Annotated in this window: 21 protein-coding genes and 1 other RNA gene; 11 read left to right on the forward strand and 11 right to left on the reverse strand. The window is 68.0% G+C overall.

Going from position 1 to position 25631, the window contains the following annotated elements; genetic code table 11:
• Positions 1–6 precede the first annotated feature (6 nt).
• Both G6N25_RS19025 and G6N25_RS19030 read right to left on the reverse strand, forming a co-directional pair.
• A complete protein-coding gene (locus tag G6N25_RS19025) occupies positions 7–1194 on the reverse strand; it encodes a sensor histidine kinase (protein WP_163672483.1) in 1188 nt (395 codons plus the stop codon).
• Position 1195: 1 nt separating this feature from the next.
• On the reverse strand, positions 1196–1852 hold the full coding sequence (locus G6N25_RS19030) for a response regulator (RefSeq protein WP_083074383.1): 657 nt from the start codon (positions 1850–1852) through the stop codon (positions 1196–1198).
• Positions 1853–2052: 200 nt separating this feature from the next.
• On the opposite strand from G6N25_RS19030, the gene G6N25_RS19035 reads away from it, so the two are divergent.
• The 3 genes from G6N25_RS19035 (at position 2053) to G6N25_RS19045 (ending at position 5128) form a co-directional block, all read left to right on the forward strand.
• On the forward strand, positions 2053–2367 hold the full coding sequence (locus tag G6N25_RS19035; RefSeq protein WP_083074382.1) for a WhiB family transcriptional regulator: 315 nt from the start codon (positions 2053–2055) through the stop codon (positions 2365–2367).
• A gap of 400 nt (positions 2368–2767) precedes the next feature.
• Positions 2768–2905, forward strand: a complete 138-nt coding sequence (locus G6N25_RS19040; RefSeq protein ID WP_158084879.1) for a hypothetical protein — start codon at positions 2768–2770, stop codon at positions 2903–2905.
• 1044 nt (positions 2906–3949) lie between these two features.
• Positions 3950–5128 carry a hypothetical protein gene (locus G6N25_RS19045; protein ID WP_142272656.1) on the forward strand — a complete coding sequence of 393 codons (1179 nt, stop codon included), beginning with the start codon at positions 3950–3952 and terminating at the stop codon, positions 5126–5128.
• Between the two features lie 139 nt (positions 5129–5267).
• Here G6N25_RS19045 and G6N25_RS19050 read toward each other — a convergent pair whose 3' ends face one another.
• Both G6N25_RS19050 and G6N25_RS19055 read right to left on the reverse strand, forming a co-directional pair.
• The gene (locus G6N25_RS19050) at positions 5268–5462 is read right to left on the reverse strand and encodes a ferredoxin (RefSeq protein WP_083074380.1); all 195 of its coding nucleotides are present in this window, start codon (positions 5460–5462) and stop codon (positions 5268–5270) included.
• Positions 5459–6634: a cytochrome P450 gene (locus G6N25_RS19055; RefSeq protein WP_083074379.1), complete on the reverse strand. Its 1176-nt coding sequence runs from the start codon at positions 6632–6634 to the stop codon at positions 5459–5461. The genes G6N25_RS19050 and G6N25_RS19055 overlap by 4 nt, the downstream gene beginning before the upstream one ends.
• Positions 6635–6754: 120 nt before the next feature.
• Between G6N25_RS19055 and rnpB the strand changes: the two genes are divergently transcribed.
• Positions 6755–7156, forward strand: an RNA gene (gene rnpB, locus G6N25_RS19060) — RNase P RNA component class A.
• Between the two features lie 136 nt (positions 7157–7292).
• On the opposite strand, the gene G6N25_RS19065 is transcribed toward rnpB, so the two are convergent.
• Positions 7293–8813 (reverse strand): CYTH and CHAD domain-containing protein, encoded by a 1521-nt coding sequence (locus G6N25_RS19065; RefSeq protein WP_083074466.1) that lies wholly within the window; start codon positions 8811–8813, stop codon positions 7293–7295.
• A 159-nt stretch (positions 8814–8972) separates the two neighbouring features.
• On the reverse strand, positions 8973–9818 hold the full coding sequence (gene panB / locus G6N25_RS19070; RefSeq protein WP_083074465.1) for a 3-methyl-2-oxobutanoate hydroxymethyltransferase: 846 nt from the start codon (positions 9816–9818) through the stop codon (positions 8973–8975).
• A gap of 187 nt (positions 9819–10005) precedes the next feature.
• On the opposite strand from panB, the gene G6N25_RS19075 reads away from it, so the two are divergent.
• Complete coding sequence (locus G6N25_RS19075) at positions 10006–11568, forward strand: alpha/beta hydrolase (protein ID WP_142272655.1); 1563 nt, start codon at positions 10006–10008, stop codon at positions 11566–11568.
• A 104-nt stretch (positions 11569–11672) separates the two neighbouring features.
• Here the strand turns inward: G6N25_RS19075 and G6N25_RS19080 are convergent, their stop codons facing one another.
• On the reverse strand, positions 11673–12965 hold the full coding sequence (locus G6N25_RS19080; protein WP_083077656.1) for an IS110 family RNA-guided transposase: 1293 nt from the start codon (positions 12963–12965) through the stop codon (positions 11673–11675).
• A 386-nt stretch (positions 12966–13351) separates the two neighbouring features.
• On the opposite strand from G6N25_RS19080, the gene G6N25_RS19085 reads away from it, so the two are divergent.
• The 5 genes from G6N25_RS19085 to G6N25_RS19105 all read left to right on the forward strand — a co-directional run bounded on the left by G6N25_RS19085 (position 13352) and on the right by G6N25_RS19105 (position 20859).
• Positions 13352–14911, forward strand: coding sequence for an alpha/beta hydrolase (locus G6N25_RS19085; protein WP_142272895.1), 1560 nt, complete (start codon positions 13352–13354; stop codon positions 14909–14911).
• Positions 14912–15000: 89 nt separating this feature from the next.
• Positions 15001–16341 (forward strand): type I glutamate--ammonia ligase, encoded by a 1341-nt coding sequence (gene glnA, locus G6N25_RS19090; protein WP_083077495.1) that lies wholly within the window; start codon positions 15001–15003, stop codon positions 16339–16341.
• Between the two features lie 35 nt (positions 16342–16376).
• Entirely contained in the window at positions 16377–19361 is a 2985-nt protein-coding gene (locus G6N25_RS19095; protein WP_083077497.1) for a bifunctional [glutamine synthetase] adenylyltransferase/[glutamine synthetase]-adenylyl-L-tyrosine phosphorylase, read from the forward strand.
• Positions 19358–20005, forward strand: coding sequence for a PaaI family thioesterase (locus G6N25_RS19100; protein ID WP_083077498.1), 648 nt, complete (start codon positions 19358–19360; stop codon positions 20003–20005). The genes G6N25_RS19095 and G6N25_RS19100 overlap by 4 nt, the downstream gene beginning before the upstream one ends.
• Positions 20002–20859: a TIGR03619 family F420-dependent LLM class oxidoreductase gene (locus G6N25_RS19105; protein ID WP_083077500.1), complete on the forward strand. Its 858-nt coding sequence runs from the start codon at positions 20002–20004 to the stop codon at positions 20857–20859. Before G6N25_RS19100 ends, G6N25_RS19105 begins: the two co-directional genes overlap by 4 nt.
• 88 nt (positions 20860–20947) lie before the next feature.
• On the opposite strand, the gene glnA (G6N25_RS19110) is transcribed toward G6N25_RS19105, so the two are convergent.
• On the reverse strand, positions 20948–22384 hold the full coding sequence (gene glnA, locus G6N25_RS19110; protein ID WP_083077501.1) for a type I glutamate--ammonia ligase: 1437 nt from the start codon (positions 22382–22384) through the stop codon (positions 20948–20950).
• Positions 22385–22611: 227 nt separating this feature from the next.
• Between glnA (G6N25_RS19110) and G6N25_RS19115 the strand changes: the two genes are divergently transcribed.
• Positions 22612–23034 (forward strand): RDD family protein, encoded by a 423-nt coding sequence (locus G6N25_RS19115; RefSeq protein WP_083077503.1) that lies wholly within the window; start codon positions 22612–22614, stop codon positions 23032–23034.
• Between the two features lie 25 nt (positions 23035–23059).
• Here G6N25_RS19115 and G6N25_RS19120 read toward each other — a convergent pair whose 3' ends face one another.
• The 3 genes from G6N25_RS19120 to lipB are packed head-to-tail and all read right to left on the reverse strand — an operon-like array spanning position 23060 to position 25488.
• Entirely contained in the window at positions 23060–23812 is a 753-nt protein-coding gene (locus G6N25_RS19120; protein ID WP_083077504.1) for a DUF4191 domain-containing protein, read from the reverse strand.
• Positions 23813–23842: 30 nt separating this feature from the next.
• Positions 23843–24784, reverse strand: a complete 942-nt coding sequence (gene lipA, locus G6N25_RS19125; protein WP_083077506.1) for a lipoyl synthase — start codon at positions 24782–24784, stop codon at positions 23843–23845.
• Positions 24781–25488, reverse strand: a complete 708-nt coding sequence (gene lipB / locus G6N25_RS19130) for a lipoyl(octanoyl) transferase LipB (RefSeq protein WP_083077507.1) — start codon at positions 25486–25488, stop codon at positions 24781–24783. Before lipB ends, lipA begins: the two co-directional genes overlap by 4 nt.
• Between the last annotated feature and the right edge of the window lie 143 nt (positions 25489–25631).

Raw genomic sequence — 25631 nt, forward strand, 5'->3', positions numbered from 1 at the left:
GTAACTTCAGTCGGCCCCGGCCGGCGCGGTCACCGATGCCCGCGTGCCACCGCCGGCCGTCGAGGCGAGCTTCATCGATCCGCCCATCGCGTCGATGCGGACCGCCAGCGACGCGAGTCCGATGTGCCCCTTGGCGACGCAGCGATCCAGGATGGCCGGGTCGAACCCGATTCCGTCGTCGACGACGCTCAGCGTTATGGCGTCGGCCGCCCGGGTGAGGCGGACCCGCACGGTGCTCGCCCGCGCATGCTTGTAGACGTTGGCGAGCAGTTCGCGGCCCGCCCGGTACAACAGGGACTGTGACCGTGGCCGGCCGACCTCTTCGAGGTCGGCTTCGACGACGAAGTTCCCACGGCGCTCGTAGTCGCGGATCAGCTCACGCAGCGCGGCGGTGAGGCCCACCTCGGTGAGCACCTGGGGATGCAGCGCGGTAACCGCGCTGCGCAGCCGGGTCGCCGTCTCCTGCACCGCCTGATAGGCGGCGTCGAGCCCCGGATCGGTATGCCGTTCGCGGACTTCGTCGAGTTCGAGCCGCGCCGCCAGCAGATCCTGCAGCGGTCCGTCGTGGAGTTGCTCGGCCAGCGCCCGGGAGTGGCGCTCGTCGGCGCGCATCGACTCCGAGACCAGCGTGCGGCGCATCTCGAGCAACGCCGCCACGCGCGCCGCGGCCCGCGTCAGGAAATAGCACAGGGCGGTCATCGCCGCCGCCAACCACAGCAGCAATCCGAAATGGGTGTACACCACGCTCGGCAGCTCGACCGTGTCGTCGCGCTTGGCGTAGACGACCCACACACCGAGATATCCGACGGCGGTGGCGATTCCGACGCCGGCCGCCAACTCGGGGCGGTCCTGGAACGCCACCGAGATCGGCAGCAGGAAGAACACCGGCAGCAACGCCACGGTGGCGCCGCCCGACACCACACACAGCGCGACCACGGCCAGCACGTCGATCCCCGTCGAGGCCCAGCCGGCCCACGGCGGCACCGGGCCGCGCAGCACCACCGCCACCCACACCAGCGCGGCGACGCTGTAGGCGCCGAGCGTCACCGCGTAAGCGAGCGGCAACCAATGCTCGACCTCCCACACCGAGACCAGCAAGACGATCAAACCGATCAGCGGCAGGCGCAAAAACGCCGACAAGCGGACGGGTTCGGCCGCGACGAAGTCGACCAGCCGAGGCAGCGGGCGGGCCATGCTATTCGAGCAGCCCGCGCCGCATCGCCGCCGCGACGGCCGCGGCGCGATCGCTGACGCCGAGTTTTTCGTACAGCCGCTGCACGTGGGTCTTGACCGTGGACGGCGCCAGGTACAGCTCGGCGGCGATCGCGGGGATGCTGCACCCCTGGGCGATGAGGTCGAGCACCTCGCGCTCGCGGGGGCTGAGCGCCTGCGGTGTCTCGGCTTCGCCGCGGCGGCGGATCTCGCCCGCGAGACCGGCGGCCAGGTTCGCCGACACGACATCCCGGCCATTGGCGCAGTCGAGCACACCCTTCACGATCTCGGTTTTCGTCGACTCTTTGTGCAGGAATCCCGCGGCGCCCTCCGCCAGGGCGTGGAAGACGATCGCCGACTCGTCGTGCGCAGACAGCAGCAACACCCTTGTCGGCAGGTCATCGCGGCGTACCGCGGCGGCCACCGTCGCTCCGTCCATCCCGGGCATCCGGTAATCCAGCAGCGCGACGTGCGGCCGATGGGTCTTGATCAACGCCAGGGCGGCGACGCCGTCGTCGGCTTCGGCGACCACGTCCACCACGCCGCTCGACGTCAGCGCGCGCACGAGCCCGTCGCGGAACAGCGGGTGATCTTCGCCCACGACCACCCGCACTTTTTCGGCTGCCGCCGCGCCGATCATGCGTGTCAGTGTCCCATAGCGGGTTGCCGGCGTTCCCCCGATCGGGGGACGCGCGATTCATCCCGGCCACCGGCCGGTCGGTGGACAGACACCGCCGGGCGGCGCGGGGATAGTCAGTGTCGGGCCGACGAACACCGGCAGCAGGATCGAAGGCTCGACGCACGCGGGGGGTTGTTCAACCGCTCATAGGAGTGTCGAAGATGGATGCAACCACCCCCCACATCCGCTTGGCGACCGAGCCGCGCATCGCGTGGGTGTCGAAGGCCCTGTGTCGCTCCGGCGATCCCGACGAACTCTTCGTCAGCGGAAAGGCGCAGCGGGAAGCCGCGGTGATCTGCCGGCGCTGCCCCGTCGTTGCCGAATGCCTCGCCGACGCGCTCGACAACCACATGGAGTTCGGCGTTTGGGGCGGCATGACAGAACGCCAGCGGCGGGCGCTGCTCAAGCAGCACCCCGACGTGGCCTCCTGGTCCGAGTTACTCGCCGCCCGGCGCAAGCACCGCAACGCCAGCTGACCGGCGTGCGCGCTCAGCGGGGTGCGCGCTCACCGGCGTGTGCGCTCGGGTGTTTCGGTGTGAGGACTGGGCGTCGGGTGTGGGCCCCCGGCTTCGGGTGTGAGCCCGGGCTTCGGGTGTGAATCTACGGTTTCGAGTGTGAATCCACGGTTTCGAGTGTGAGCCCACGGCGTCGATTTCGCCCGGCCTTTTCCCACCATGAGCTCACACTCGAAGCCCTGGATTCACACTCGCGACGAGTTATTGCGGAACGGGTGCCGCATGAACGTCCGCGGCGGGGTGAACGCCCGGATCCCGTCGACGCCCAGCTCCCGGCCGAGGCCCGATTGGCCGCAGCCGGCGAACGACGGGCGTGGGTCCCGGGCGGCCAGGCCGTGGCGGGCGCGGCGTGGAAGCGCTGGTGACGCGGCGGATCGGCATCGACGACGCCGAGGCCGCCTTCGCCGACATGACCGCCGGGCGGGGGCGCGCGGCGCGAGAGCTGGACATAGCCGTCAAGAACCTAAGCTCGTGGGACTTTCGAGAGACTTTTGGGTGATCGCTTCAGAAACATGCGGCTCAGCAATTATTACGGATTGAAAAGATACTGCTAACTGCGTCGTAAGGGCTACATAGCAAACTATGACCGCCGCTATAGTAGTTAAATATGAAATTACTTATCGGTAGCATACGGGCCCGCATTCGCCCCCGTACTTAAGGTAGCTATCGCCGCAGCGATACGATTATTCGCCAGGTAATACAGGGCACTCTCGTTTTTGCTGAGAGATAGTGCTTCACCGCCGACACCGACCGGGCCAAGCGGGTCTCGTCGCCGAGGCGCTGCGATCTGCAGTGACACGCAACGCGCGATGACATCGTGGTGCTCCTCGATCTACGAGCCACGTGATCTGCGAAAGCCAGGTATCGACCAGGGATGGAAACCCTTCCGCACCCACTGCTGCTCTGAGTTTGGCCGACCCATTCGGCGATCCCCCGCTGTCAGTGCTGGGCCACCCCCGTGCGCACTGTTTTACGGTGCGCCCAAGATAGGTGGTGGGTGTGGTGTGCCCGGCCTTGTCCCGGGCGAACGCTTGTGGTGAGTCGCCGGGCGTGATCGGTATTGGCTTGTGCCACAAGCCCATACCGGCGCTGTCCGGATCGGGCGTGCGCTGATGCTCTCTGAATCCGCCGACGGTTTTCTCCCTCGTGCCGTAGCGATAACGGACAAGCCGCACGACTGTTTTCACCACCTGCTCGCGTCAGCATGCTGTGGCGCCGAGCGGTGAAATCCGCCGGCACGTGGGGAGAGTGACCTGCCTGGTTGTGAGCGGATCGAGGCGTTCACGTCATGGCTTTGTCGACGCCCGGGCAACTGACACCATGTGACGCTCATACTGGCCAATTCCAACGCCGCCCACAAATGACTTTGGCGGGCCGTCAATGTGGTCTTAGTCGGTAATTAACTTCCATGCACTTAACACGGGTTTTGCTGCACGTATATATCACCACGGTTAATTGTCTGTTTTTTGGCCACAATTCATCCAACATATTTGACGGCTACGTTTAACGCGTCGTTATTCAGAATTGTTCAAAGGAGATGGTCGTGGATCTCGCAGCCCGCCCCCACATCACCGCTGGAATCGCCCTGACCAGCGCCGCTGTTCTCGCCGCCGGCCCGATGGCCCAGCACCTACCCGACCTTCACGTGGCCCAACAACTGCGCCAGGTGAGTGTGTCGGCCATTCAGCTTGCCGGTGCCGCGGACGGCTTGGTGGATTTGTTCTCCGGGGTGGAAAACGAGCTCGTCTCGCTGGCCGGCGGAGCGGGCGCTGCTGCGGTGCCGGCGGCGACCCTCAACGACATCTTCAGCCCGATTACCCAGAACATGGTCGTGCAGACCTGGTTGCAGACGTTGCAATACACCCAAAACAACCTGCAGAGCATCGCCACGACGTTCCAAAAGCTCCCGTTGCCGGCGTTGCAGCAGATCGCCGCGAACTGGACGTCCTACGCGAGCCTGTATGTCGGGTCCTACCAAACCGCCGCGAAGGGCGCCCTCACCTACTTCACCAGCACCAAGGCGTCCGGGTTCTGGCCGCTGTTGGAGTCGGCGTTGAATAACTACGCGACGGGCAACATCAGTGGCATGGTCGCCAACCTGAACAGCGCTTTCTGGTTGAACCCCTTCATCAACATCGGGGAGCCGCTGGAAAAGATACTGGCGATACCCGGGCAAATGACCCAAAGCTTCACCAATGCCCTCAACTATCTGACGACGACCGGCATCTCGAGCTTTGGTCTTGACGCGATCCTGGGACTGCCCACCCAAATCGCGACCGGCCTCGGAACGAGTCTGCAGGCTGCGTCCACGGCGTGGGCTCACGGGGATCCGGTCGGCGCGATCACCAACATGGCCAACATCCCCGGGGTTGCGGTCAATGCCCTGATCAACGGCACTAATGGGAAGACGGGTCTGCTTCCCAGCGTCATTAACATCCTCATGCTTCAGACCATTAGCCCGGCGGTCGCCAAGCAGTTGGTGGCGCCCAATGCGGTGAATATCGCGACGGGTGGGAGTCTTCAGGGCGCACTGCAGGCGTTTGGCAACCAGTTCCTCCATGGCTGGCCGGACCTGACGCCGATTATCAGTAGTGCCAGCACGGGAATGACCACGCTGTTGCAAAACCTTTGGTCTCAGTTGCCCTCGATGATGTCCAGTTTCGGGGCAACGCTGGCGACCAATATCGGGCTGTTGATCACCAACTTGCTCAAGTTGCTCTGAGTCCGTGGTGGTCGCCGATGCGAGCCGGTGACCGCCAAACGGCGATCGGCCCCCTTCGCACGTTGATTTGGCGGAGGGGGCCGATCGTGCCGGTTCGGGCTAGCGCCGTACGCAGTCGTGGTCTGCTTCGGTTAAACCTTCAGCGCGACAGGGTGATTGCCTGCTCGGGGCAGTTCTGCTCGCCGATGATGGCGTGTGCTTCGAGTTCGCCCGAGACGTCCTCGACCAGCACGACGCAGTGGCCCGCCTCGTCGGCGTCGAACACGTCGGGCGCCAGGGTGTAGCAGCGGCCATGGCCGGTGCAGCGGTCGGCGTCGACGGCGACGCGGGTCATGACACCGCGAATACCAGCGGCAGCGATTCCACGGACCGCAGCGCCGCCGTGTACGTCAGCTGCGTGCCGGGCCTGATCTCGTAATCCGGTATGCGCCGGTGGAATTCGCGCAGCGCGACCCGCAGCTCCATGCGCGCGAGGTGGGATCCCAGGCAGCGGTGCGGCCCTCCGCCGAACGCGCGGTGCCGGTTCGGGCTGCGGCCGAAGTCGACCAGCTCCGGGTCGGGGAATTCGGCGGGGTCGGTGTTGGCGGCGCCGAGCAGTGGGCTGACCCGTTCACCCTTGCTGATCGGGCAACCGCCCACCTCGGTGTCCTGCATGGCGACGCGGGCGACTCCGGGAACCGGTGTCTCCCAGCGCAACAACTCCTCGACGGCGCTCGGCAGGACGTCGGGCCGCTCGACGAGCTGGCGGCGGTGATCGGGGTGGCGCGCCAGGTACACGAAGAAGCAGTCGAGGGAGTCGGTGACCGTGTCCAGCCCCGCGATGAGGAACAGGAAGCAGACGTCGAGCAGCTCCTCGCGGGATAGTGGCTCACCGTCCTCTTTAAAGGTCGCCGCGATCATGGCGGACAGCACGTCGTCGCGCGGGCTGGCGATGTGGTCGTCGATGGCGTGCTCGAAGTACTCGTAAATCTGTTGCGCCACGCCCGCTGCGGCTTCGTGGCGGCGGTCGTAGCCGGTGTCGCCCTCCGGCCGGATCACCCCGTCCTTCCAGACCAGGAACTGGTCGAGGTCCTCCAGCGGCAGCCCTAGCAGCTGCAGGAAGACGGTGCAGGGGAGGGGCACGGCGAACTCTTCGTGGAAGTCGCATTCGCCCCGGCCGGCGAAGCGGTCGATCATCTCGTTCACCAGCTCGGTGACGAGGGGTTCGCGCCGGGCCATCTCGCGCGGGGTGAACAGCGGGTCGAGGATGCGGCGGTACTTCGCGTGCTCGGGCGGGTCGATTTGCAGGGGAATGAGCGGCCGCACGTTGCCGAGGTCGACGGCGTCCATGTTCGACGAGAACAGCTGGGTGTTCTTGAGCGCCATCTCGATGTCGGCGAGCCGGCTGAGAACCACCGTCTGCGGCGACCGGAACACCGGGGCCGATTCGCGCAACGCCTTGTACATCGGCTGCGGCTCCGCGAGGCCCATCAACGCCTGATCGATGAACCCTTCGGTATCTGTCATGCGGCCAGCCTGGCACTAAGATCCCTATCTTGGCAATGATTGAATAAATTGTGTAATGGGCGACGCCGAGGGTTAGCCGCTGGTCAGCAGATTGCGCAGCGAGTACCGTGTTCGTGCGGACGAGTTGGCCGGGCGGCCGCGGACCGTCGCAAGGCGGTTCGAGGAAAGTCCGGACTTCACAGAGCAGGGTGATTGCTAACGGCAATCCGAGGTGACTCGCGGGAAAGTGCCACAGAAAACAAACCGCCACCCCCGCGGTGGTAAGGGTGAAACGGTGCGGTAAGAGCGCACCAGCATTCCGGGTGACCGGGATGGCTAGGCAAACCCCACCCGAAGCAAGGCCAAGAAGGCCGCACGCAAGTGCGGCCGCGCAGGCGCTCGAGGGTTGCTCGCCCGAGCCTGCGGGTAGGCCGCTTGAGGCACCCGGCGACGGTGTGTCCAGATGGATGGTCGCCGCCCCGCCGCCGTTGCTTACGCCGCGGCGGCGGGGAACAGAATCCGGCTTACAGGCCAACTCGTCCGCCCTCGCCGTCCGCGAGACTGTAACTGGCGACGTCGTCTCTCGAGAAACGCGTCGGTAGTTACAGTCTCGCGAGGGGAAGGCGCCCCCAGCCCCGCGGGGACCCACCCGCGCGCGAGGGACCGGGCCCGCCCCGGTCTAGCGCACCGCTTTCGCGAGCTTGCGCAGCGCGTCGTCGAGCTGCTGACGGCACCGCTCGCCCAAGTCGGCCTCCTGCTGGTACAGCAGGCCATAGGTGAAGGTGTCCTCGCCGGCGGTGTGCGCGGCCTCGGCCTGGTGGCGGAGGTGCTCCCGGCTGACCACGCTGTCCTGGTGGTCGCCGAGCAGCGTTTGGATCGCCTTGGCCTGCTCGGACACCCGCGATTCGCCGGTGGCCGCCGCTGTGTAGCGAAGCCGCTTGGCGCGCTTGCGGATTCGGTGCAGCGCCAGGTCGCGTTCGTGCTCGGCCCCCGGCTCCACCCGGGCTGCGGCCTTTGCGGCCTTGCGGACCTTCTTGTACGCGGCGTCCAGCGTGATCGGCGCCTGCTGCTCGCCCGGGGCTGCGGCGGGGATTTCGGCGACCGCCGCGTCGAGGGCGTCGAGCAGGCGAAAGTATCGCCGCGAGCGCATCGCGATCAGGGACCGCCGCAGCCCGGTCTGGTAGCGGCGCCGGGCCCCGTCGACGAGGCGTTCCCGGATGCGCCCGCGCACCAGCTCCGGCGACAGCTTGTCCAGCGCCAGCTGATAGCGCTCGGCGAGCACCTCGGCGTCGCGCGCCGCGCCCAGCACGTTGGCGAGCTCGCGCAGCTCGTCGAGAATCCACGCGGTGTCGGACGATCCGAACGAGTCCAGGGAGTCGGCCAGCAGGCTGCGGATCTTGCGGATGGTCACCCGCATCTGGTGCACGGCGTCGTCGGCGTCGGCCCGGACGGCCCGATCCCACACCAGCAGCTCGTCGACCTGCTCGGCCACCGCGCGGTGTATCGGGTCCGCGGGCGGCCGCGCCCCGTTGGGCCGAGCCTGCGCGCCCAGCACGCGCGCCAGCTTGGAGGCGTGGCCGGCGGGCGCGGCGCCGGCGTCGAGCAGCCGATTGCTCAGCCGGCTCAACAGCTCCGTGTCGACCGTCCCGTTCTTTTCACTCGCTTCGGAGAGCTCGAGTTCCCATTCGCGCCACTCCTGTTCGGCGGGGGATGCGTCGGAGCCCCCGGTCGCCCACGCGGTGACGCGGTCGTTGCTGAACTCCGCCAGCGCCGCACCGTCAGCGCCGTAGAGCACTTGGGTTTCGCGTTCGGTGCTGATGCGCGCGACGGGTTCGAGCGGGCGATCGCGGACGATCGCCAGCACGATATCCCGCAATTCGTCCGGCACGGTGTCCTGCGCCCCGCGCTCCGGTGCGCCCAGCGGCGCGCGAACCTCGGTGCGGGCGTCGGGGCCGGCCGGCAGCTTGAGGTGCCAACCCGCGTCGTGACCGCCGGTGCGGCGCCGGAGGGTGATCTTGTTGCGCGCCAGGTCCTGGGTCGGCGTGTCGAAGTACGTCGCGTCCAGCGATTGGACCGGCGACTTCTCGACGTGGGTGACCGCGGCGATGCCTTCGAAGGACGGTGACACCGTGGACTCCACGACGTCGAACTTGCGCTCCACCTCGAGATGGCGCGAGGTTTTCGGCGCTTTTAGGGGCATCTTCGGCTCCATTGACGGCAGGTTGCCGCGGTCTGTGAAACGTGGTTGTCGGTCGTAAGTTGGCATCCTAGAGTGCCATGCTTGCGATGCCGCGGCTGAGTGCCGTTGGCCATCCTGTCACACAACGGATTTCGGCGCGGCTACGCCGTCGCCGCTATCTCAGAAGCAGTGCTCGTCGGCGGGGAACGCGCCCGCCGCCACCTCGTCCGCGTATTGTGTTGCGGCCCGGCGTAACTCGCCGCCGATGTCGGCGAACCGTTTGACGAAGCGGGCGGGCTTGCCGCCGCTGAGGCCGGCCATGTCCTGCCAGACCAGGACCTGGGCGTCGCAGTTCGGGCCGGCCCCGATCCCGATGGTCGGAATGGTCAGCTTGCCGGTGATCTGGGTGGCCAGTTCGGCCGGCACCATCTCCATGACGACCGAAAACGCCCCGGCCTCGGCGACGGCGATCGCGTCCGCGATGGTCTGCTCCGCGGCGTCGCCGCGGCCCTGCACCCGGAAGCCGCCGAGGCCGTTGACGCTTTGCGGCGTGAAGCCGATGTGCGCCATCACCGGGATGCCCGCGGCGGTCAGGCAGGCGATCTGGTCGGCCACCCGCTCGCCGCCCTCGAGCTTGACGGCGTGCGCGCCGCCCTCCTTCAGGAACCGGGTGGCGGAGGCCAGCGCGGCGGCGGGTCCCGCCTCGTAGCTGCCGAACGGCAGGTCGGCGACGACCATGGCGTGCCGGGCGCCCCGCGCCACGCCGCGGACCAGCGGGATGAGTTCGTCGATGGAGACGGGCACCGTGGTGTCGTAGCCGTAGACGACGTTGGCCGCCGAGTCGCCGACCAGCAGCACGGGGATGCCGGCCTCGTCGAAGATGCGGGCGGTCGAATAGTCGTAGGCCGTGAGCATGGCCCACTTGTGGCCCTCGGCCTTCATTTTCTGCAGATGGTGGGTGCGAATCGTGGTGGGCGCCTTGGCCTGCCCGGACGAGTTTGCGCCGTAAACGTTCTGCTCAGACATCATTGTCCCTGGTAGTGGTCGGGTCGATCCTCGTGGCCCGCTAGGGTCCCCGGGTCGTCTGACTCCAGACATTCTGCCACCCGTTCCGCGCAATTGCACCGCCGGTGTGGTGTGAGACATGCCATTTTGCGGACGCGGCGCCGCGCCTCCCGCTCACCAGAATCTCAGGTTGGCTCTGGCAGCATAGGTGGGCATGGGCCTGTCTCGCCGCGACAAGATCGCGCGCACGCTGCTGATCTGGACGGCGATCGCCGCCGTGGCGCTCCTTGCCGCGGGCTGCATCCGCGTGGTCGGCGGGCGCGCCGTGATGGCGGGCCCCAAGCTGGGCCAGGCGATCGAATGGACGCCCTGCCGCTCCTCTAACCCACAGGCCAAGATCCCCAGCGGCGCCCTGTGCGGCCGGCTGGCCGTGCCCGTCGACTACGACCACCTCGGCGGCGACGTGGCGACGCTGGCGCTGATCCGCTTCCGCGCGACGGGCGACAAGGTCGGCTCGTTGGTGATCAACCCCGGCGGTCCCGGCGAGTCCGGCATCGACGCCGCCCTGGGCGTCGTCCAGACGCTGCCCAAGCGCATCCGCGAACGGTTCGACCTGGTGGGTTTCGATCCCCGCGGGGTGGCGTCGTCGCGGCCGGCCATCTGGTGCAACTCGGACGCCGACAACGACCGGCTGCGCACCGAGCCCAACGTCGACTACAGCCCGGCGGGCGTGGCCCACATCGAGGATGAGACCAAGCAATTCGTCGGGCGCTGCGTCGACAAGATGGGCAAGGACTTCCTCGCCAATGTGGGGACGGTCAACGTCGCCCGGGACCTGGATGCCATTCGCGCGGCGCTGGGCGACGACAAGCTGACCTATCTCGGCTACTCCTACGGCACGCGGATCGGATCCGCCTACGCCGAGGCCTACCCCACGAAGGTGCGGGCGATGATCCTCGACGGCGCCGTCGACCCCAACGCCGACCCCATCGAGGCGGACCTGCGTCAGGCCAAGGGATTTCAGGACGCGTTCAACGACTACGCCACCGACTGCGCGAAGCAACCGAGCTGCCCGCTGGGCACCGACCCGGCCAAGGCCGTCGACGTCTACCACAGCCTGGTCGACCCGATGGTCGACCCCAACAACGAGATGGTCGGCAGGCCGGTGCCGACGAAGGACCCGCGCGGGCTGAGTTACTCGGACGCCATCGTCGGCACCATCATGGCGTTGTACTCGCCCACCCTGTGGCACCACCTGACCGACGGCCTGAGCGAACTGGTCGACCACCACGGCGACACCCTGCTCGCCCTGGCCGACATGTACATGCGCCGCGACTCGCACGGCCATTACACCAACGCCACCGACGCCCGGGTCGCGATCAATTGCGTTGACCAGCCACCGATTACGGACCGCGCCAAGGTCATTGACGAGGACCGGCGGTCGCGTGAGATCGCGCCCTTCATGAGCTACGGGCAGTTCACCGGCGACGCGCCGCTGGGCACCTGCGCGTTCTGGCCGGTGCCGCCCACCAGCAAGCCGCACGCCATCTCGGCGCCGGGCCTGGCGCCGACGGTGGTGGTGTCGACCACGCACGATCCGGCGACCCCCTACAAGGCCGGCGTCGATCTGGCGAACCAGCTCCGCGGTTCGCTGCTCACCTTCGACGGAACGCAGCACACGGTGGTGTTCCAGGGCGACAGCTGCGTCGACGACTACGTGACGGCGTATCTGGTCGGTGGCGCCACGCCGCCGAGCGGCGCCAAGTGCTAGGGCGAGCAGACGCAGAATCGCACGCGAAGTAGCTTCGCGAGACGATTCTGCGTCTCACTCGAAAATGTGGTGACCCGAAGCGGGTGAGTCGCTGGCCCCTGGTGTTAGGCGACTTCGGTGAGTGGTTCGAGGATGACGTTGTATCCCAGGGCTTCGAGCTGCTTGATGGCGTTGGCCTTGGTCTTGCTGGGGTGGTGGCGGGTGTAGTAGCCGGGGCCGGGGTCGCGGTAGAAAGCGCCGTTGATCAGCATGTTGTAGGCGTCGGTGAGCATCTTGTGTTCCAGGGCGACCAGGGCGATCATGCCCGCTGGTGAGCTGTGCTGGGCTTTGGTTCTGTTCCTGCGTTTTGGCTGGGGTGGGCGGCTGCCGGCGATGCGTCGGTAGCGGGCGTTGTAGTAGGTGTCTTTGCTGCGGGCCGCCGAGAGGGCCGCGACCCCGAGGGCGGCTTTGAGGTAGCGGTTGCCCGCTCGGGTGGCCGCTGATTTGACCCGGCCCGCTGATTCGTTGCAACCGGGCACCACCCCAGCCCACGACGCCAGGTGCGCCGCAGTGGGAAACACGCTCATGTCCGCGCCGGTCTCGGCGATGAACACATCGGCCACGATCGTCGAAAAGCCCGGGATGCTCATGAGTAACTCCCGGATGGCTTGAAAGGGTTGGATCGCCTCCTCGATGCGTTCATCTAGGCGGGCGACGTCGGCGTCGTGGGCGTCGATGCGATCCAGATACAACCGCGTCATGAACGCGTGATGGTCGTTAAACCGCCCGCGCAGCGCCTCGGTGAGCGCGGGGATCTTCTCCCGCAGCCGTTGTTTGGCCAGATCAGCCAGCACCGCCGGATCGCGCTGCCCGGCGATCAGCGCCTCGAGCATCGCCCGCCCGGAGACCCCGACGATGTCAGAGGCCACCGCCGACAGTTTGATCCCGGCGTCTTCGAGCAGTTTCTCTAGCCGCTGAATCTCCTTGGTACGCGCCCGGGTGATCATGGTGCGCGCCCGCGTCAGATCGCGTAACTCCCGAATCGGCTGCGGCGGCACGAACGAGGCGCGTACCAGCCCGTGTGCGCCCAGGTCAGCCAGCCACATCGCATCCGAGACATCGGTCTTGCGGCCAGGCACATTACGCACCGCCTTAGCGTTGGCCAAGATCACCGGCAGCGCATCTTCAAGCAGGTAGTAAAACGGCTTCCAATAATCCGACGTCGATTCGATCACCACACAGCTGACCTGCTCAGCCAGCAGATGCTCGCGCAACGCCAGGATCTGGCTGGTGGTCGAACCCCACGTGCTCACCGTCGTCGTGGTGGCGCGCCGACCCTGACCCTGAACCCGGACACAGACCTTGGCGTCCTTCTTGGAAACATCAAGGCCTGCACACCGCCGATGGACCACCTCCATGATCAATCACCTCATCATCTAGAACCTGTTGTTAATCAGCGTGTTCCGGGAAGAGTGAAAACAAACAGGAGTCTCACTCGCGTGCTCACAGGCAACAAACCACGGCCCCCGCACAACCACGGGGTACCCTTCGTCCCAAGCTGCTCGGCGTGCTCACGACAACACAGACGCAACGGGATCCACCGAAACACCCCTCCAGCGTCAACCCCGCCAGCACGCCAAGCAACCACCTAGCCACGCCGAACGACACCACCAAATTTTCATCCCCCACGGCGGGGCCTCAGCCCCCCAGATAGCTGCTCGGCGTGGGAGGGCTCGGCGAGAGCCGGATGCGAGATCAAGGCGTGACCTTTTCGCGCTGTCGCGGGTATCCGAAGCTGCCACGATTGACAGCCATGTCGCGCCTGAGACCGTTGAGCTCGGCGCTGCTGTCGTTCGGGCTGTTGCTTGCCGGGCAATCGACGCTGCCGGTGGCCGGCGCGGCCCCGGAACCCGGCGCGGGGCAGACCCCGAGCCCGGCTCCGCCGGTTGCGGCGCGGCCGCAGAACTGGGGGAGCTGCAGCCAATTCCTGAGCGACACCAGCGACGTCCCCACCGCCCAGTGCACCACCGTGTCCGTCCCCGTCGACTACGCCAATCCGACTGGCGCGCAAGCCAAGCTGGCGGTCATCCGGGTGCCCGCGACCGGCCGGCGGATGGGATCGCTGTTGGTCAATCCGGGCGGGCCGGGCGCGTCGGCGGTCGACATGGTCGTCGGCCTGGCGTCGGACCTGGACGGCAGCGACATCACCACCAACTTCGACCTGGTGGGGTTTGACCCGCGAGGGGTGGGTCATTCAACCCCGCAGGCGCGGTGCCGCACCGACGCCGAGTTCGACGCCTACCGCAAGGACCCGATGGTCGATTACAGCCCGGCCGGCGTGGCCCACATCGAACAGCTCTACCGGCAGTTGGCCCAGCAATGCGTCAACCGGATGGGCAACGGGTTCCTGGCCAACATCGGCACCGCGTCCGGCGCGCGCGACATGGACATGGTGCGCCAGGCGCTGGGTGAGGACCAGATCAACTACCTCGGCTACAGCTACGGCACCGAGTTGGGCACCGCCTACCTCGAGGAGTTCGGCAACCACGTGCGGACCATGGTGCTCGACGGCGCCATCGACCCGACCGTCGACCCGGTCGAGGAAAACATCAACCAGATGGCCGGATTCCAAACGGCTTTCAACGACTACGCCAAGGACTGCGCCCGCTCGGCCGGTTGCCCGCTGGGCACCGACCCGGCTCAGTTCGTCAACCGCTACCACGCGCTGGTCGACCCGCTGGTCGCCAAGCCGGGCCGGACGTCGGATCCCCGCGGCCTGAGCTACGCCGACGCGACCACCGGCACCATCAACGCGCTGTACACCCCGGCGCACTGGAAGTATCTGACCAGCGGTCTGCTCGGGCTGCAGCGCGGCACCGACGCGGGCGACCTGCTGTTGCTGGCCGACGACTACGAGGGCCGCGACAAAAGCGGCCACTACACCAACGACCAGGACGCGTTCAACGCCATTCGCTGCGTCGACGCGCCGACGCCGACGGATTCGGCGACGTGGGTCTCGGCCGATCGCCGGATCCGCCAGGCCGCCCCGTTCATGAGCTACGGGCAGTTCACCGGCGACGCCCCCCGCGACCTGTGCGCGCTGTGGCCGGTGCCGGCGACGTCGAAGCCGCACGCCGCGGCGCCCGTCGCGCGGGGCAAGGCCGTCGTCGTCTCCACGACGCACGACCCGGCCACCCCGTACCAGGCCGGCGTGAACCTGGCCCGCCAGCTGGGCGCCCCGCTGATCACCTACGACGGAACCCAGCACACCGCGGTTTTCAACGGTGACCAGTGCGTGGACACCGCTGTGGTGCGTTACTTCGTCGCGGAGACGCTGCCGCCCGCCCTGCAGTGCCGTTCCTAGGGACCCGAGCGGCCCCGTGGAAAGTCCGCAACGGTGTTGAGCGGGCATCGGTAACACAGAATTAACAGCGGTTGCCTACTGTTCGGGTTATGGATCGACAGAAGGAATTCGTCCTCCGCACGCTGGAGGAGCGAGACATCCGGTTCGTTCGGCTCTGGTTCACCGATGTGCTCGGCTACCTGAAGTCGGTCGCGATCGCCCCGGCCGAGCTCGAAGGCGCCTTCGAAGAGGGCATCGGGTTCGACGGTTCCTCGATCGAGGGCTTCGCGCGGGTCTCGGAATCCGACACCGTGGCCAACCCCGATCCGTCGACCTTCCAGGTGCTGCCCTGGGCCACCAGCTCCGGCCACCACCACTCGGCGCGGATGTTCTGCGACATCACCATGCCCGACGGCTCGCCGTCGTGGGCGGACCCCCGGCACGTGCTGCGACGCCAGCTGCAGAAGGCCAACGACCTCGGCTTCTCCTGCTACGTGCATCCCGAGATCGAGTTCTTCCTGCTGGAGCCCGGATCCCTCGACGGGTCACGGCCCGTGCCCGTCGACACCGCCGGCTACTTCGACCAGGCGGTGCACGACTCCGCGTCGAACTTCCGCCGGCACGCGATCGAGTCCCTCGAATTCATGGGCATCTCGGTCGAGTTCAGCCACCACGAGGGCGCGCCCGGCCAGCAGGAGATCGACCTGCGCTTCGCCGACGCGCTGTCGATGGCCGACAACGTGATGACGTTCCGCTACGTCATTAAGGAAGTCGCGATCGAGAACGGCGCCCGGGCGACGTTCATGCCCAAGCCGTTCGCGGAACACCCCGGCTCGGCGATGCACACCCACATGAGCCTGTTCGAGGGCGACGTCAACGCCTTCCACAGCGCCGACGACCCGCTGCAGCTCTCGGACGTGGGCAAGTCCTTCATTGCCGGGATCCTGGAGCACGCCTCCGAGATCAGCGCGGTCACCAACCAATGGGTCAACTCCTACAAGCGGCTGGTGGTCGGCGGCGAGGCGCCCACCGCGGCGTCGTGGGGGGCGGCCAACCGGTCGGCTTTGGTGCGGGTCCCGATGTACACGCCGCACAAGACGTCGTCGCGGCGTATCGAGGTGCGCAGCCCCGACTCGGCGTGCAACCCGTATCTGGCCTTCGCCGTGCTGCTGGCCGCCGGGCTGCGCGGGGTGGAGAAGGGCTACGTGCTGGGGCCGCAGGCCGAGGACAACGTGTGGGACCTCACCCCCGAGGAGCGCCTCACCATGGGCTATCGCGAGCTGCCCACCAGCCTCGACAGCGCGCTGCGGGCCATGGAGTCCTCCGAGCTCGTGGCGGAAACGTTGGGGGAGCACGTGTTTGACTTCTTCCTGCGCAATAAGCGCACGGAGTGGGCGAACTACCGCAGCCACGTCACGCCCTACGAGCTGAGCACCTACCTGTCGCTGTAGCGCGGTCTAAGCGGTCGGCGGGTTGCGCTACCGTTTTGGGCGTGACCAAACCCGTGACGGAACGCTCCAGGCTGCCCAGCGTCGGGCGGCTCGGGTTGGTCGATCCCGCGGCCGGTGAGCGGCTGACGCAACTGGGTTGGTATGACCACGACGACCAGGCATACATCGACCGGTTGTGGTCGCTGTCGCGCGCACCGGACCCCGACGCCGCGCTGCGGGCGCTGATCCGGCTGTCGGAGAACCCGAACGCCGAATGGGATGAGCTCGACGCCGCGCTGCTCGCCGAGCACGGCCTGCGCGGGCGGCTGTTCGCGGTGCTGGGCTCGTCGCTGGCCCTCGGGGACCACCTGGCCGTGCATCCGCAATCCTGGAAGCTGTTGCGGGGCAACGTGAAATTGCCCTCGAGTGACCGGCTGCGCGGGGCGTTCACCGAGTGCGTCGACGAGGTGTCGGCGTTGGATGCGGCGGTGCCGCGATTGCGCACCCTCTACCGGGACCACCTGCTGGTGCTGGCCGCGCTCGACCTGGCCGCGACGGTCGAGGACGAGCCGGTGCTGCCGTTCACCGTGGTGGGCGCCCACCTGTCGGACATCGCGGACGCCGCGCTGGCGGCCGCGATGCGGGTGGCCGAGGCGACCGTGTGCGGCGACCGCACGCCACCGCGGCTGGCGGTCATCGCGATGGGCAAATGCGGTGCCCGCGAACTGAATTACGTCAGCGACGTCGACGTCATCTTCGTCGCCGAGCACGCCGATGCGGCCAGCGCCCGGGTGGCCAGCGAGATGATGCGGGTGGCGTCGGCGGCGTTCTTCCAGGTGGATGCGGGGCTGCGGCCGGAGGGACGCAGCGGCGAGCTGGTCCGCACCGTCGAGTCGCACGTCGCCTACTACCAGCGCTGGGCCAAGACGTGGGAGTTCCAGGCGTTGCTGAAGGCCCGCGCGGCGGTCGGCGACGCTGAACTCGGTGAGCGCTACCTGGCCGCGTTGCTGCCCATGGTCTGGGTCGCCTGCGAGCGCGAGGATTTCGTGGTCGAGGTGCAGGCAATGCGGCGCCGGGTGGAGCAGCTGGTGCCCGCCGACGTCCGCGGCCGCGAGATCAAACTCGGCAGCGGCGGGTTGCGCGACGTGGAGTTCGCGGTGCAGCTGCTGCAGCTGGTGCACGGCCGCGGCGACGCGTCGCTGCACGTGGCGTCCACCGTCGATGCGCTGGCCGCGCTGGGCCAGGGCGGCTACATCGGGCGCGAGGACACCGCGAACCTCACGGCCTCCTACGAGTTCCTCCGGTTGCTCGAGCACCGATTGCAGCTGCAGCGCCTCAAGCGCACCCACCTGCTGCCCGAGGCCGACGACGAGGAGGCGGTGCGCTGGCTGGCGCGGGCCGCCCACATCCGGCCCGACGGCCGGCACGACGCGGCGGGGGTGCTGCGCGAGGAGCTCCGACACCAAAACCTGCGGGTGTCCCAGCTGCACGCGAAGCTCTTCTACCAACCCCTGCTGGAGTCGATCGGCCCGGCCGGCCTGGAGATCTCGCACGGCATGACCTCGGAGGCCGCGGAGCGGCAGCTGGGCGCGCTGGGCTACGAGGGGCCGCAGACGGCGCTGAAGCACATGTCGGCGCTGGTCAACCAGAGCGGGCGGCGCGGCCGGGTGCAGTCGGTGCTGCTGCCGCGGCTGCTGAACTGGATGTCGTACGCGCCCGACCCCGACGGCGGGCTGTTGGCCTACCGGCGCCTGTCCGAGGCGCTGGCGGGGGAGAGCTGGTACCTGTCCACGCTGCGGGACAAGCCCGCGGTGGCCAAGCGGCTCATGCACGTGCTGGGCACGTCCGCCTACGTGCCGGACCTGTTGATGCGCGCGCCCAGGGTCATTCAGGATTACGGCGACGGGCCGGCCGGCCCGAGACTGCTCGAGACCGAGCCCGACGCCGTGGCCCGCGCGCTGATCGCGTCGGCCGCCCGGCACGCCGACCCGGTGCGGGCCATCGCCGCCGCGCGGACGCTGCGCCGTCGGGAGCTGGCCCGCATCGGCTCCGCCGACCTGCTCGGCCTGCTCGAGGTCAGGGACGTGTGCAAGGCGCTCACGTCGGTGTGGGTGGCCGTGCTGCAGGCCGCTCTGGACGCGATGGTCCGGGCCAACCTCCCCGGCGACGGCTCTCGGGCGCCGGCGGCCATCGCGGTCATCGGGATGGGTCGGCTGGGCGGCGCCGAGCTCGGCTACGGTTCCGATGCCGACGTGATGTTCGTCTGCGAGCCGGCCGGCGGTGTCGAGGACTCGCAGGCGGTGCGGTGGTCGACGTCGGTCGCCGAGCAGATAAGGACCCTGCTGGGCACCCCCAGCGTCGACCCGCCGCTGGACGTCGACGCCAACCTGCGGCCCGAGGGCCGCAACGGCCCGCTGGTCCGCACGCTGGCGTCCTATGCCGCCTACTACGAGCAGTGGGCGCAGCCGTGGGAGATCCAGGCCCTGCTGCGCGCGCACGCCGTGGCCGGCGACGTCGAGCTGGGGCAGCGGTTCCTGCTGATGGCCGACAAGACGCGCTATCCGCCCGACGGGGTGTCGGCCGAGGCCGTGCGGGAGATCCGCCGCATCAAGGCCCGGGTGGAGTCCGAACGGCTGCCGCGCGGCGCCGACCCCAACACCCACACCAAGCTGGGGCGCGGCGGGCTGGCCGACATCGAGTGGACCGTGCAGCTCATGCAGCTGAGGCACGCCCACGAGATTCCGGCGCTGCACAACACCTCGACGCTGGAGTCGTTGGACGCGATCGCCGCGGCCGATCTGGTGCCCGCGGATGAGGTCGACCTGCTGCGGCAGGCCTGGCTGACCGCCACCCGGGCCCGCAACGCGCTGGTGCTGGTCCGCGGCAAGCCCACCGACCAGCTGCCGGGGCCCGGGCGCCAGCTCAACGCGGTCGCGGTGGCCGCCGGCTGGCCCACCGACGATGGCAGCGAGTTCCTGGATAACTACCTGCGGGTGACGCGCCGGGCAAAAGCCGTGGTGCGCAAGGTTTTTGGGAGTTGAGTCGAAAGGCGGGATCGTTGGAAGCCACGTTTGAGGTCTTGAGCGAAGAGGAACTTGACCGGGTCACGGCGACCTATGCGCCGTTGACCGAGGCCGTTCGGGAGCTGATCGACGCCACCGTCCGGACCCACGCCGACGACGACGTCATCGCGCAGGCGCGGGTCGCGATCGAGGCGGTGACCCGATCGCTGCTGAGCCAACGGACCCGCCCACCCGCCGTGAGTTACCGCATCGACGGCCGCCCGCTGCCGCTGGGCAACGCCGCGACCGGCCAGTGCAACCCGATCGCGCCGCCGTTGGTGGTCCATCACGAGGCGGACGGCCGGTGCTGGAGCGAGTTCGTTCTGGGCACCGCCTACGAGGGGCCGCCGGGCCTGGTGCACGGCGGCATGTGCGCGCTGGTGCTCGACCACATGCTCGGGGAGGCGGCCAGCCAGGGCCTGACCAAGCCGCTGTTCACCGGAACGATCTCGATCAAGTACCTGCGCGGCACGCCGCTGGGCCCGCTGCGCTCCGAGGCATTCGTCTCGCGCAGCGAGGGTGTCAAAGCCTATGCGCGGGGCAATATTTCGGATGCCGCGGGGGTGACGGTGGAGGCCGAAGGGGTCTTCATCATGCCGGCGTGGGCGCGGGAAGCCGAATGAAGTTCTACGTCAGCAGCGCCTTTCTGGACACCCGCGAGATCGTCGAGATCGCCAGGGCGGCCGACGAGCTGGGCTACGACGGGATCGGCATCCCGGACCACGTCGTCAACCTGGAGACCCTGGACACCCCGTACCCGTACACCAAGGATGGGCAACGGCGCTGGCAGCCTTTCACCGACTGGCCCGACCCCTGGGTTCTCGTCGGTGCGCTGGCCCAGGTCACCACCCGACTGAGGTTCGTCAACACCGTCTACGTCCCCGCGATGCGCAATCCCTACTCGGCGGCCAAAGCCATTGGCACCGCGGCGGTTTTGGCGTCGGGCCGGGTGGAGCTGGGAATCGGCGTGGGCTGGTGTAGAGAGGAGTTCGCCCTGATGGGCGAGAAGTTCGACGCCCGCGGCAAGCGCACCGACGAGATCATCGAGTTGATGCGGGCGCTGTGGGCGCCGGGCTGGACGGAGTTCGACGGCGACTTCTACCGGGCACCGCGGCTGGAGATGCAGCCGACCCCACCGCCGATACCCATCTACGTCGGCGGCCTCAGCGACGCCGCGCTACGCCGGGCCGCCCGGTGTGACGGCTGGATCGGTGACCTGATCAAGACCGATCGCGCCATCGAGACGGTGGGCCGGTTGCGGGAGCTGCGGGCCGAAAACGGTCTCTCGATGGACAATTTCACTACCCTGACGCCGCTGACCGACGCCTTCACCACCGCCGATTACCAGCGCGCCGAAGATGCCGGCATCACCGGCATCATCACCGCGCCATGGATGTTCTATACCGGGCCCGATGCCACGCTTTCCGACAAGATCGACGGCATGCAACGCTTCCGGAAGGACTTGGGGCTGGGCTAGTTGGGTTGACTCTGCGGCCACCAGGCAAAAGTGCGAGTAGAGAGCCTGGTGGGCGCAGAGTCAAAGTCCCTAACAGCGACTGTGTCGCTTATACGTCGTAGTACAGCGCGAATTCGTAGGGGTGCGGGCGGATCTGGACCGGCAGGATCTCGTTCTCGCGCTTGAAGCTGATCCACGTCTCGATCAGGTCGGGCGTGAAAACGCCTCCCTCGGTGAGGTATTCGTGGTCCTCTTCCAGACGGTCGATCACTGCGGACAGCTGAACCGGCGCCTGCGGGATGTTCGCGGCCTCCTCGGGCGGCAGCTCGTAGAGGTCCTTATCGACCGGCGCCTGCGGCTCGATCTTGTTCCTGATGCCGTCCAGGCCGGCCATCAGCATGGCGGAGAACGCCAGGTACGGGTTGCCCGAGGAGTCGGGGCAACGGAACTCCAGCCGCTTGGCCTTCGGGTTGCTGCCGGTGATGGGGATACGTACACACGCCGAACGGTTGCGTTGGCTATACACCAGGTTGATCGGGGCCTCGAAGCCGGGAACCAACCGCTTGTAGGAGTTCACCGTCGGGTTGGTGAAGGCCAGCAGCGACGGCGCGTGGTGCAGCAGGCCGCCGATGTAGTGCCGGGCGGTGTCCGAAAGCCCGGCGTAACCCGTCTCGTCGTACATCAACGGGGCGCCGTCCTTCCACAGCGACTGGTGGGTGTGCATCCCGGAGCCGTTGTCGCCGAACAGCGGCTTGGGCATGAACGTGACGGTCTTGCCGTTCTGCCAGGCGGTGTTCTTGACGATGTACTTGTACAGCTGCATGTCGTCGGCCGCGTGCAGCAGCGTGTTGAACTTGTAGTTGATCTCGGCCTGCCCGCCGGTGCCCACCTCGTGGTGGCCCTTCTCCAGGCTGAAGCCGGACTTGATCAGGTTGGTCAGCATCTTGTCGCGCAGGTCGACGTAGTGGTCGACGGGGGCAACCGGGAAGTATCCGCCCTTGGGGCGGACCTTGTACCCACGGTTGGGGCTGCCGTCGCTCTCGGTCGGCTCGCCGGTGTTCCACCACCCCGAGATCGCGTCCACCTCGTAGAACGAGCCGTTGGTGCGCGAGTCGAAGCTCACCGAGTCGAAGATGTAGAACTCGGCCTCGGCGCCGAAGTAGGCGGTGTCGGCGACCCCGGTGCTGATCAGATAGTTCTCGGCCTTCCGCGCGATGTTGCGGGGGTCGCGCGAGTACGGCTCGAGGGTGAACGGGTCGTGCACGAAGAAGTTCAGGTTCAGCGTCTTGGCTTCGCGGAACAGGTCGATCTGCGCGGTCGCGGGATCGGGGAGGAGCAGCATGTCCGATTCGTGGATCGACTGGAATCCGCGGATCGACGAGCCGTCGAAGGCCAACCCGTCCTCGAAAACGCTTTCGTCGAAGAACGAAATCGGAATCGTGAAGTGCTGCATGATGCCTGGCAGGTCACAGAACCGGACGTCGACAAACTCGACGTCTTCGTCCTTGGCGAGTTTGAAGACGTCGTCGGGCGTCATTTCCGTCACAGAATGCTCCTTTACTTGGTGATCCGCGGGCCTGACGCTATGGAGCTGATGTTGCCTGCCAGTCAACCCGATGTTGCACGGAGGTTACGTGACCGTGCGTCCCGCACGAGGTCCGGGTTGCTGGCGGGTTCTATTGTGGGGCCGATGGACCGCAAGATCGTATCCGGTGCGGCGCGCCTGCGCACCGTTGCGCGCCCGGCGTGGGAGTCGAACCGAGGCGCCGGCCGGTGACGCCGGAATCGCCCTCGACCTACCCCGGCGAGAGGCTCGGCTTGCCGCAGAGCGGGCCGGGGTCGCTGGCGTCGATGGGCCGCCGGCTGGCCGCGCTGATGATCGACTGGCTGATCGCCTACGGCCTGGCGGCGCTGGCCATGGCGTTCGGCGTCTTCTCCGAACGGATGTTGTCGACGGCGGTGTTGGTCATCTGGTTCGCGCTCGGCCTGGTGGCGGTGCGGCTGTTCAGCTTCACACCGGGGCAGCTGGCGCTGGGTCTGCAGGTGGCGGCCGTGGACGGACGGCTGCCGGTCGGGGTTGGCCGGTTGGCGGTGCGGGGACTGCTGGTCGCGACGGTCATCCCGGCACTGTTTACCGACGCCGACGGCCGCGGCCTGCACGATCGGCTGACGGGGACGGCGGTGGTGCGGCGCTGAATGCGATGGCGGCGACCCGCTACGGCTACTTGCGGCGCACGGTGCGCTGCACGCCGCGCATCTTGCCGGCGTTGGGGAGCGGTCCCTTCGGCATGACACCGGCACCGGCCCGCGATCCCAGCGCGGCCAACCGCGACTCCAGCGTGTCCATCTGCTTGGCGTTGATGTTGGCCGGCAGCCGGGTGAGGTGGCGCTCCAACTTGGCCAGCGGGACCTCGCCGTCGCCGTTGCCGACGACGATGTCGTAGATTGGCACGTCGCCGACCAGCCGGGCGGTGCGCTTCTTCTCCTGCGCCAGCAGCGGTTTGACCCGGGCCGCCGATCCCTCGCCGACCAAGATGACGCCGGGGCGGCCGAACACCCGATGCACCGCGTCGAAGTGGCCGGTCGCGGCGACGCCGGGGGTCACCCGCCATTTGCCGCGCAGGTTGTCCAGCACCCAGGCCGCGGCGCCGGTCTGCCCCTCGGCCTTGGTGAAAATCGATCGCTGGGCTCGGCGGCTGAAGATGATGAACGTCACCAAGCCGCCCAGCAGCACGCCGAGCGGGATGATCGTGATCATGGTGAACCCGCCGGCCCACACCCCGACGGCCACCGAGGCGCCCACGATCAGCGCGAAGGCGCCGATCATGTACGGCAGCAGGCGCTTGTCCTCCTGGCGCTGGATGTTGAACGCCTGCCACAACTGGGCGCGACGCTCCCGCGCGGCCGACTTGCGGGCGGCCTGCGCCTGGGCCCTGGCGGCCTTGTTCTCGGCGGTGGTGCGGGGTTTAGCCATAATCACCAAGGATACGTAGGCGCGAGTCGGCTACGGTGCCGAGGCGCCCGCGGCCCGGCTCCGCGCCGCCTGCTGGTAGAGCCGCCCCGCCCGGTAGGACGATCGCACCAGCGGCCCGGCCAGCACGCCCGAAAAGCCCAACCCCTCGGCGTGCCGGGCGAACCCCACGAACTCCTCGGGCGTCACCCAGCGGTCGACCGGGTGATGGCGCGGCGACGGCCGCAGATACTGGGTGATGGTGACGATGTCGCAGCCGGCGTCGCGCAGGTCGGCCAGGGCGGTGCGCACCTCGCCGGGGGTTTCGCCCAGGCCGAGGATGAGGTTGCTCTTGGTGACCAGGCCGAAGTCGCGGGCCGCGGTCAGCACGTCCAGGCTGCGCCGGTAGGTGAAGGCGGGCCGGATCCGCTTGAAGATGCGGGGCACGGTTTCGACGTTGTGCGCCAACACTTCCGGCCGTGACTCGAACACCTCGGCCAGACGAGCGGGCACGCCGTTGAAGTCGGGGATCAACAGCTCGACGCCGGTCGACGGGTTGAGCTCCTTGATGGCGCGCACCGTCTCGGCGTACAGCCAGGCGCCGCCGTCGGGCAGGTCGTCGCGGGCGACGCCGGTGACCGTGGCGTAGCGCAGCCCCATCGTGCGCACGCTCTCGGCGACCCGGCGGGGCTCGTCGCGGTCCAGCGCGGCCGGCTTTCCGGTGTCGATCTGGCAGAAGTCGCAGCGGCGGGTGCACTGGTCGCCGCCGATCAGGAAGGTGGCCTCGCGGTCTTCCCAGCATTCGAAGATGTTGGGACAGCCCGCCTCCTCGCAGACCGTGTGCAGGCCCTCGCGGCGGACCAGGCTCTTGAGTTCGGTGTACTCGGGCCCCATCCGGGCCCGCGTCTTGATCCACGGCGGCTTGCGCTCGATAGGGGTCTGCGCGTTCCGTACTTCCAGCCGCAGCAACCTGCGGCCTTCGGGCGCGACCGTCACGTTGTCGATGCTACGCGGGCGGGCGTCGGTCGCCAGGTAAGGGTCAACCGGCCGTCCAGGGCGTCGCACACGGCGGAGGCGACGGCGGCGCGGACGTCGTCGACGGTGATCGTGCGCTGCAGTTCGGCGGACAGCGACGTCACCCCGGCGTCGCTGATGCCGCATGGCACGATCGCGGTGAACGAGTCCAGAGCACAGTCGCAGTTGAGCGCAAAGCCGTGCAGCGTGGTCGCCCGCGCCACCCGCACGCCGATCGCGGCGACCTTGCGCGCCCGCCGGCCGGGTAGCCACACGCCGGAGCGGCCGTCGACCCGGATGGCGTCCAGGCCCAGGTCGCCGCACACCTTCATCAGCGATTCCTCAAGGCGCCGAACGTAATTGACCACATCGAGCGGCTCGGCCAGTCCGATGATCGGGTAGCCGACCAGTTGCCCCGGGCCATGCCAGGTGATCTTGCCGCCGCGGTCGGTGTCTATGACATCTATGCCGGGGGTGCCGGGGGTGCCGTCCACCGGCCGTTCGTGCGGCTCCGTGCGGCGTCCGGCGGTGTAGACGGGCGGGTGCTCGAGCAGCAGCAGCGTGTCCGGACCGCCGGCGACCCTGGCGTCGGCCAGGTCGCGCTGCAGCTGCCACGCGGTGCGGTATTCGACGGTTCCCAGCTGGCGGACATCGATCGCGGCGGACTGCGACCTGATGGAGCTCATGGCTGCGAGATTACTCGGCCGGCGTTGGTTCGTAGTGTCGTGTACCCGCTTCTCGGCGACTGTGCTGTCATGGCGCTTCGTCGGTCGGTTTCGAAATCACTTGCGTCACTTTGGTTTCAGTGGTCACTGGGCCGGGTTTTTTG

Origin of the sequence: Mycobacterium heidelbergense, from assembly GCF_010730745.1 — a bacterium.
GTDB lineage: Bacteria > Actinomycetota > Actinomycetes > Mycobacteriales > Mycobacteriaceae > Mycobacterium > Mycobacterium heidelbergense.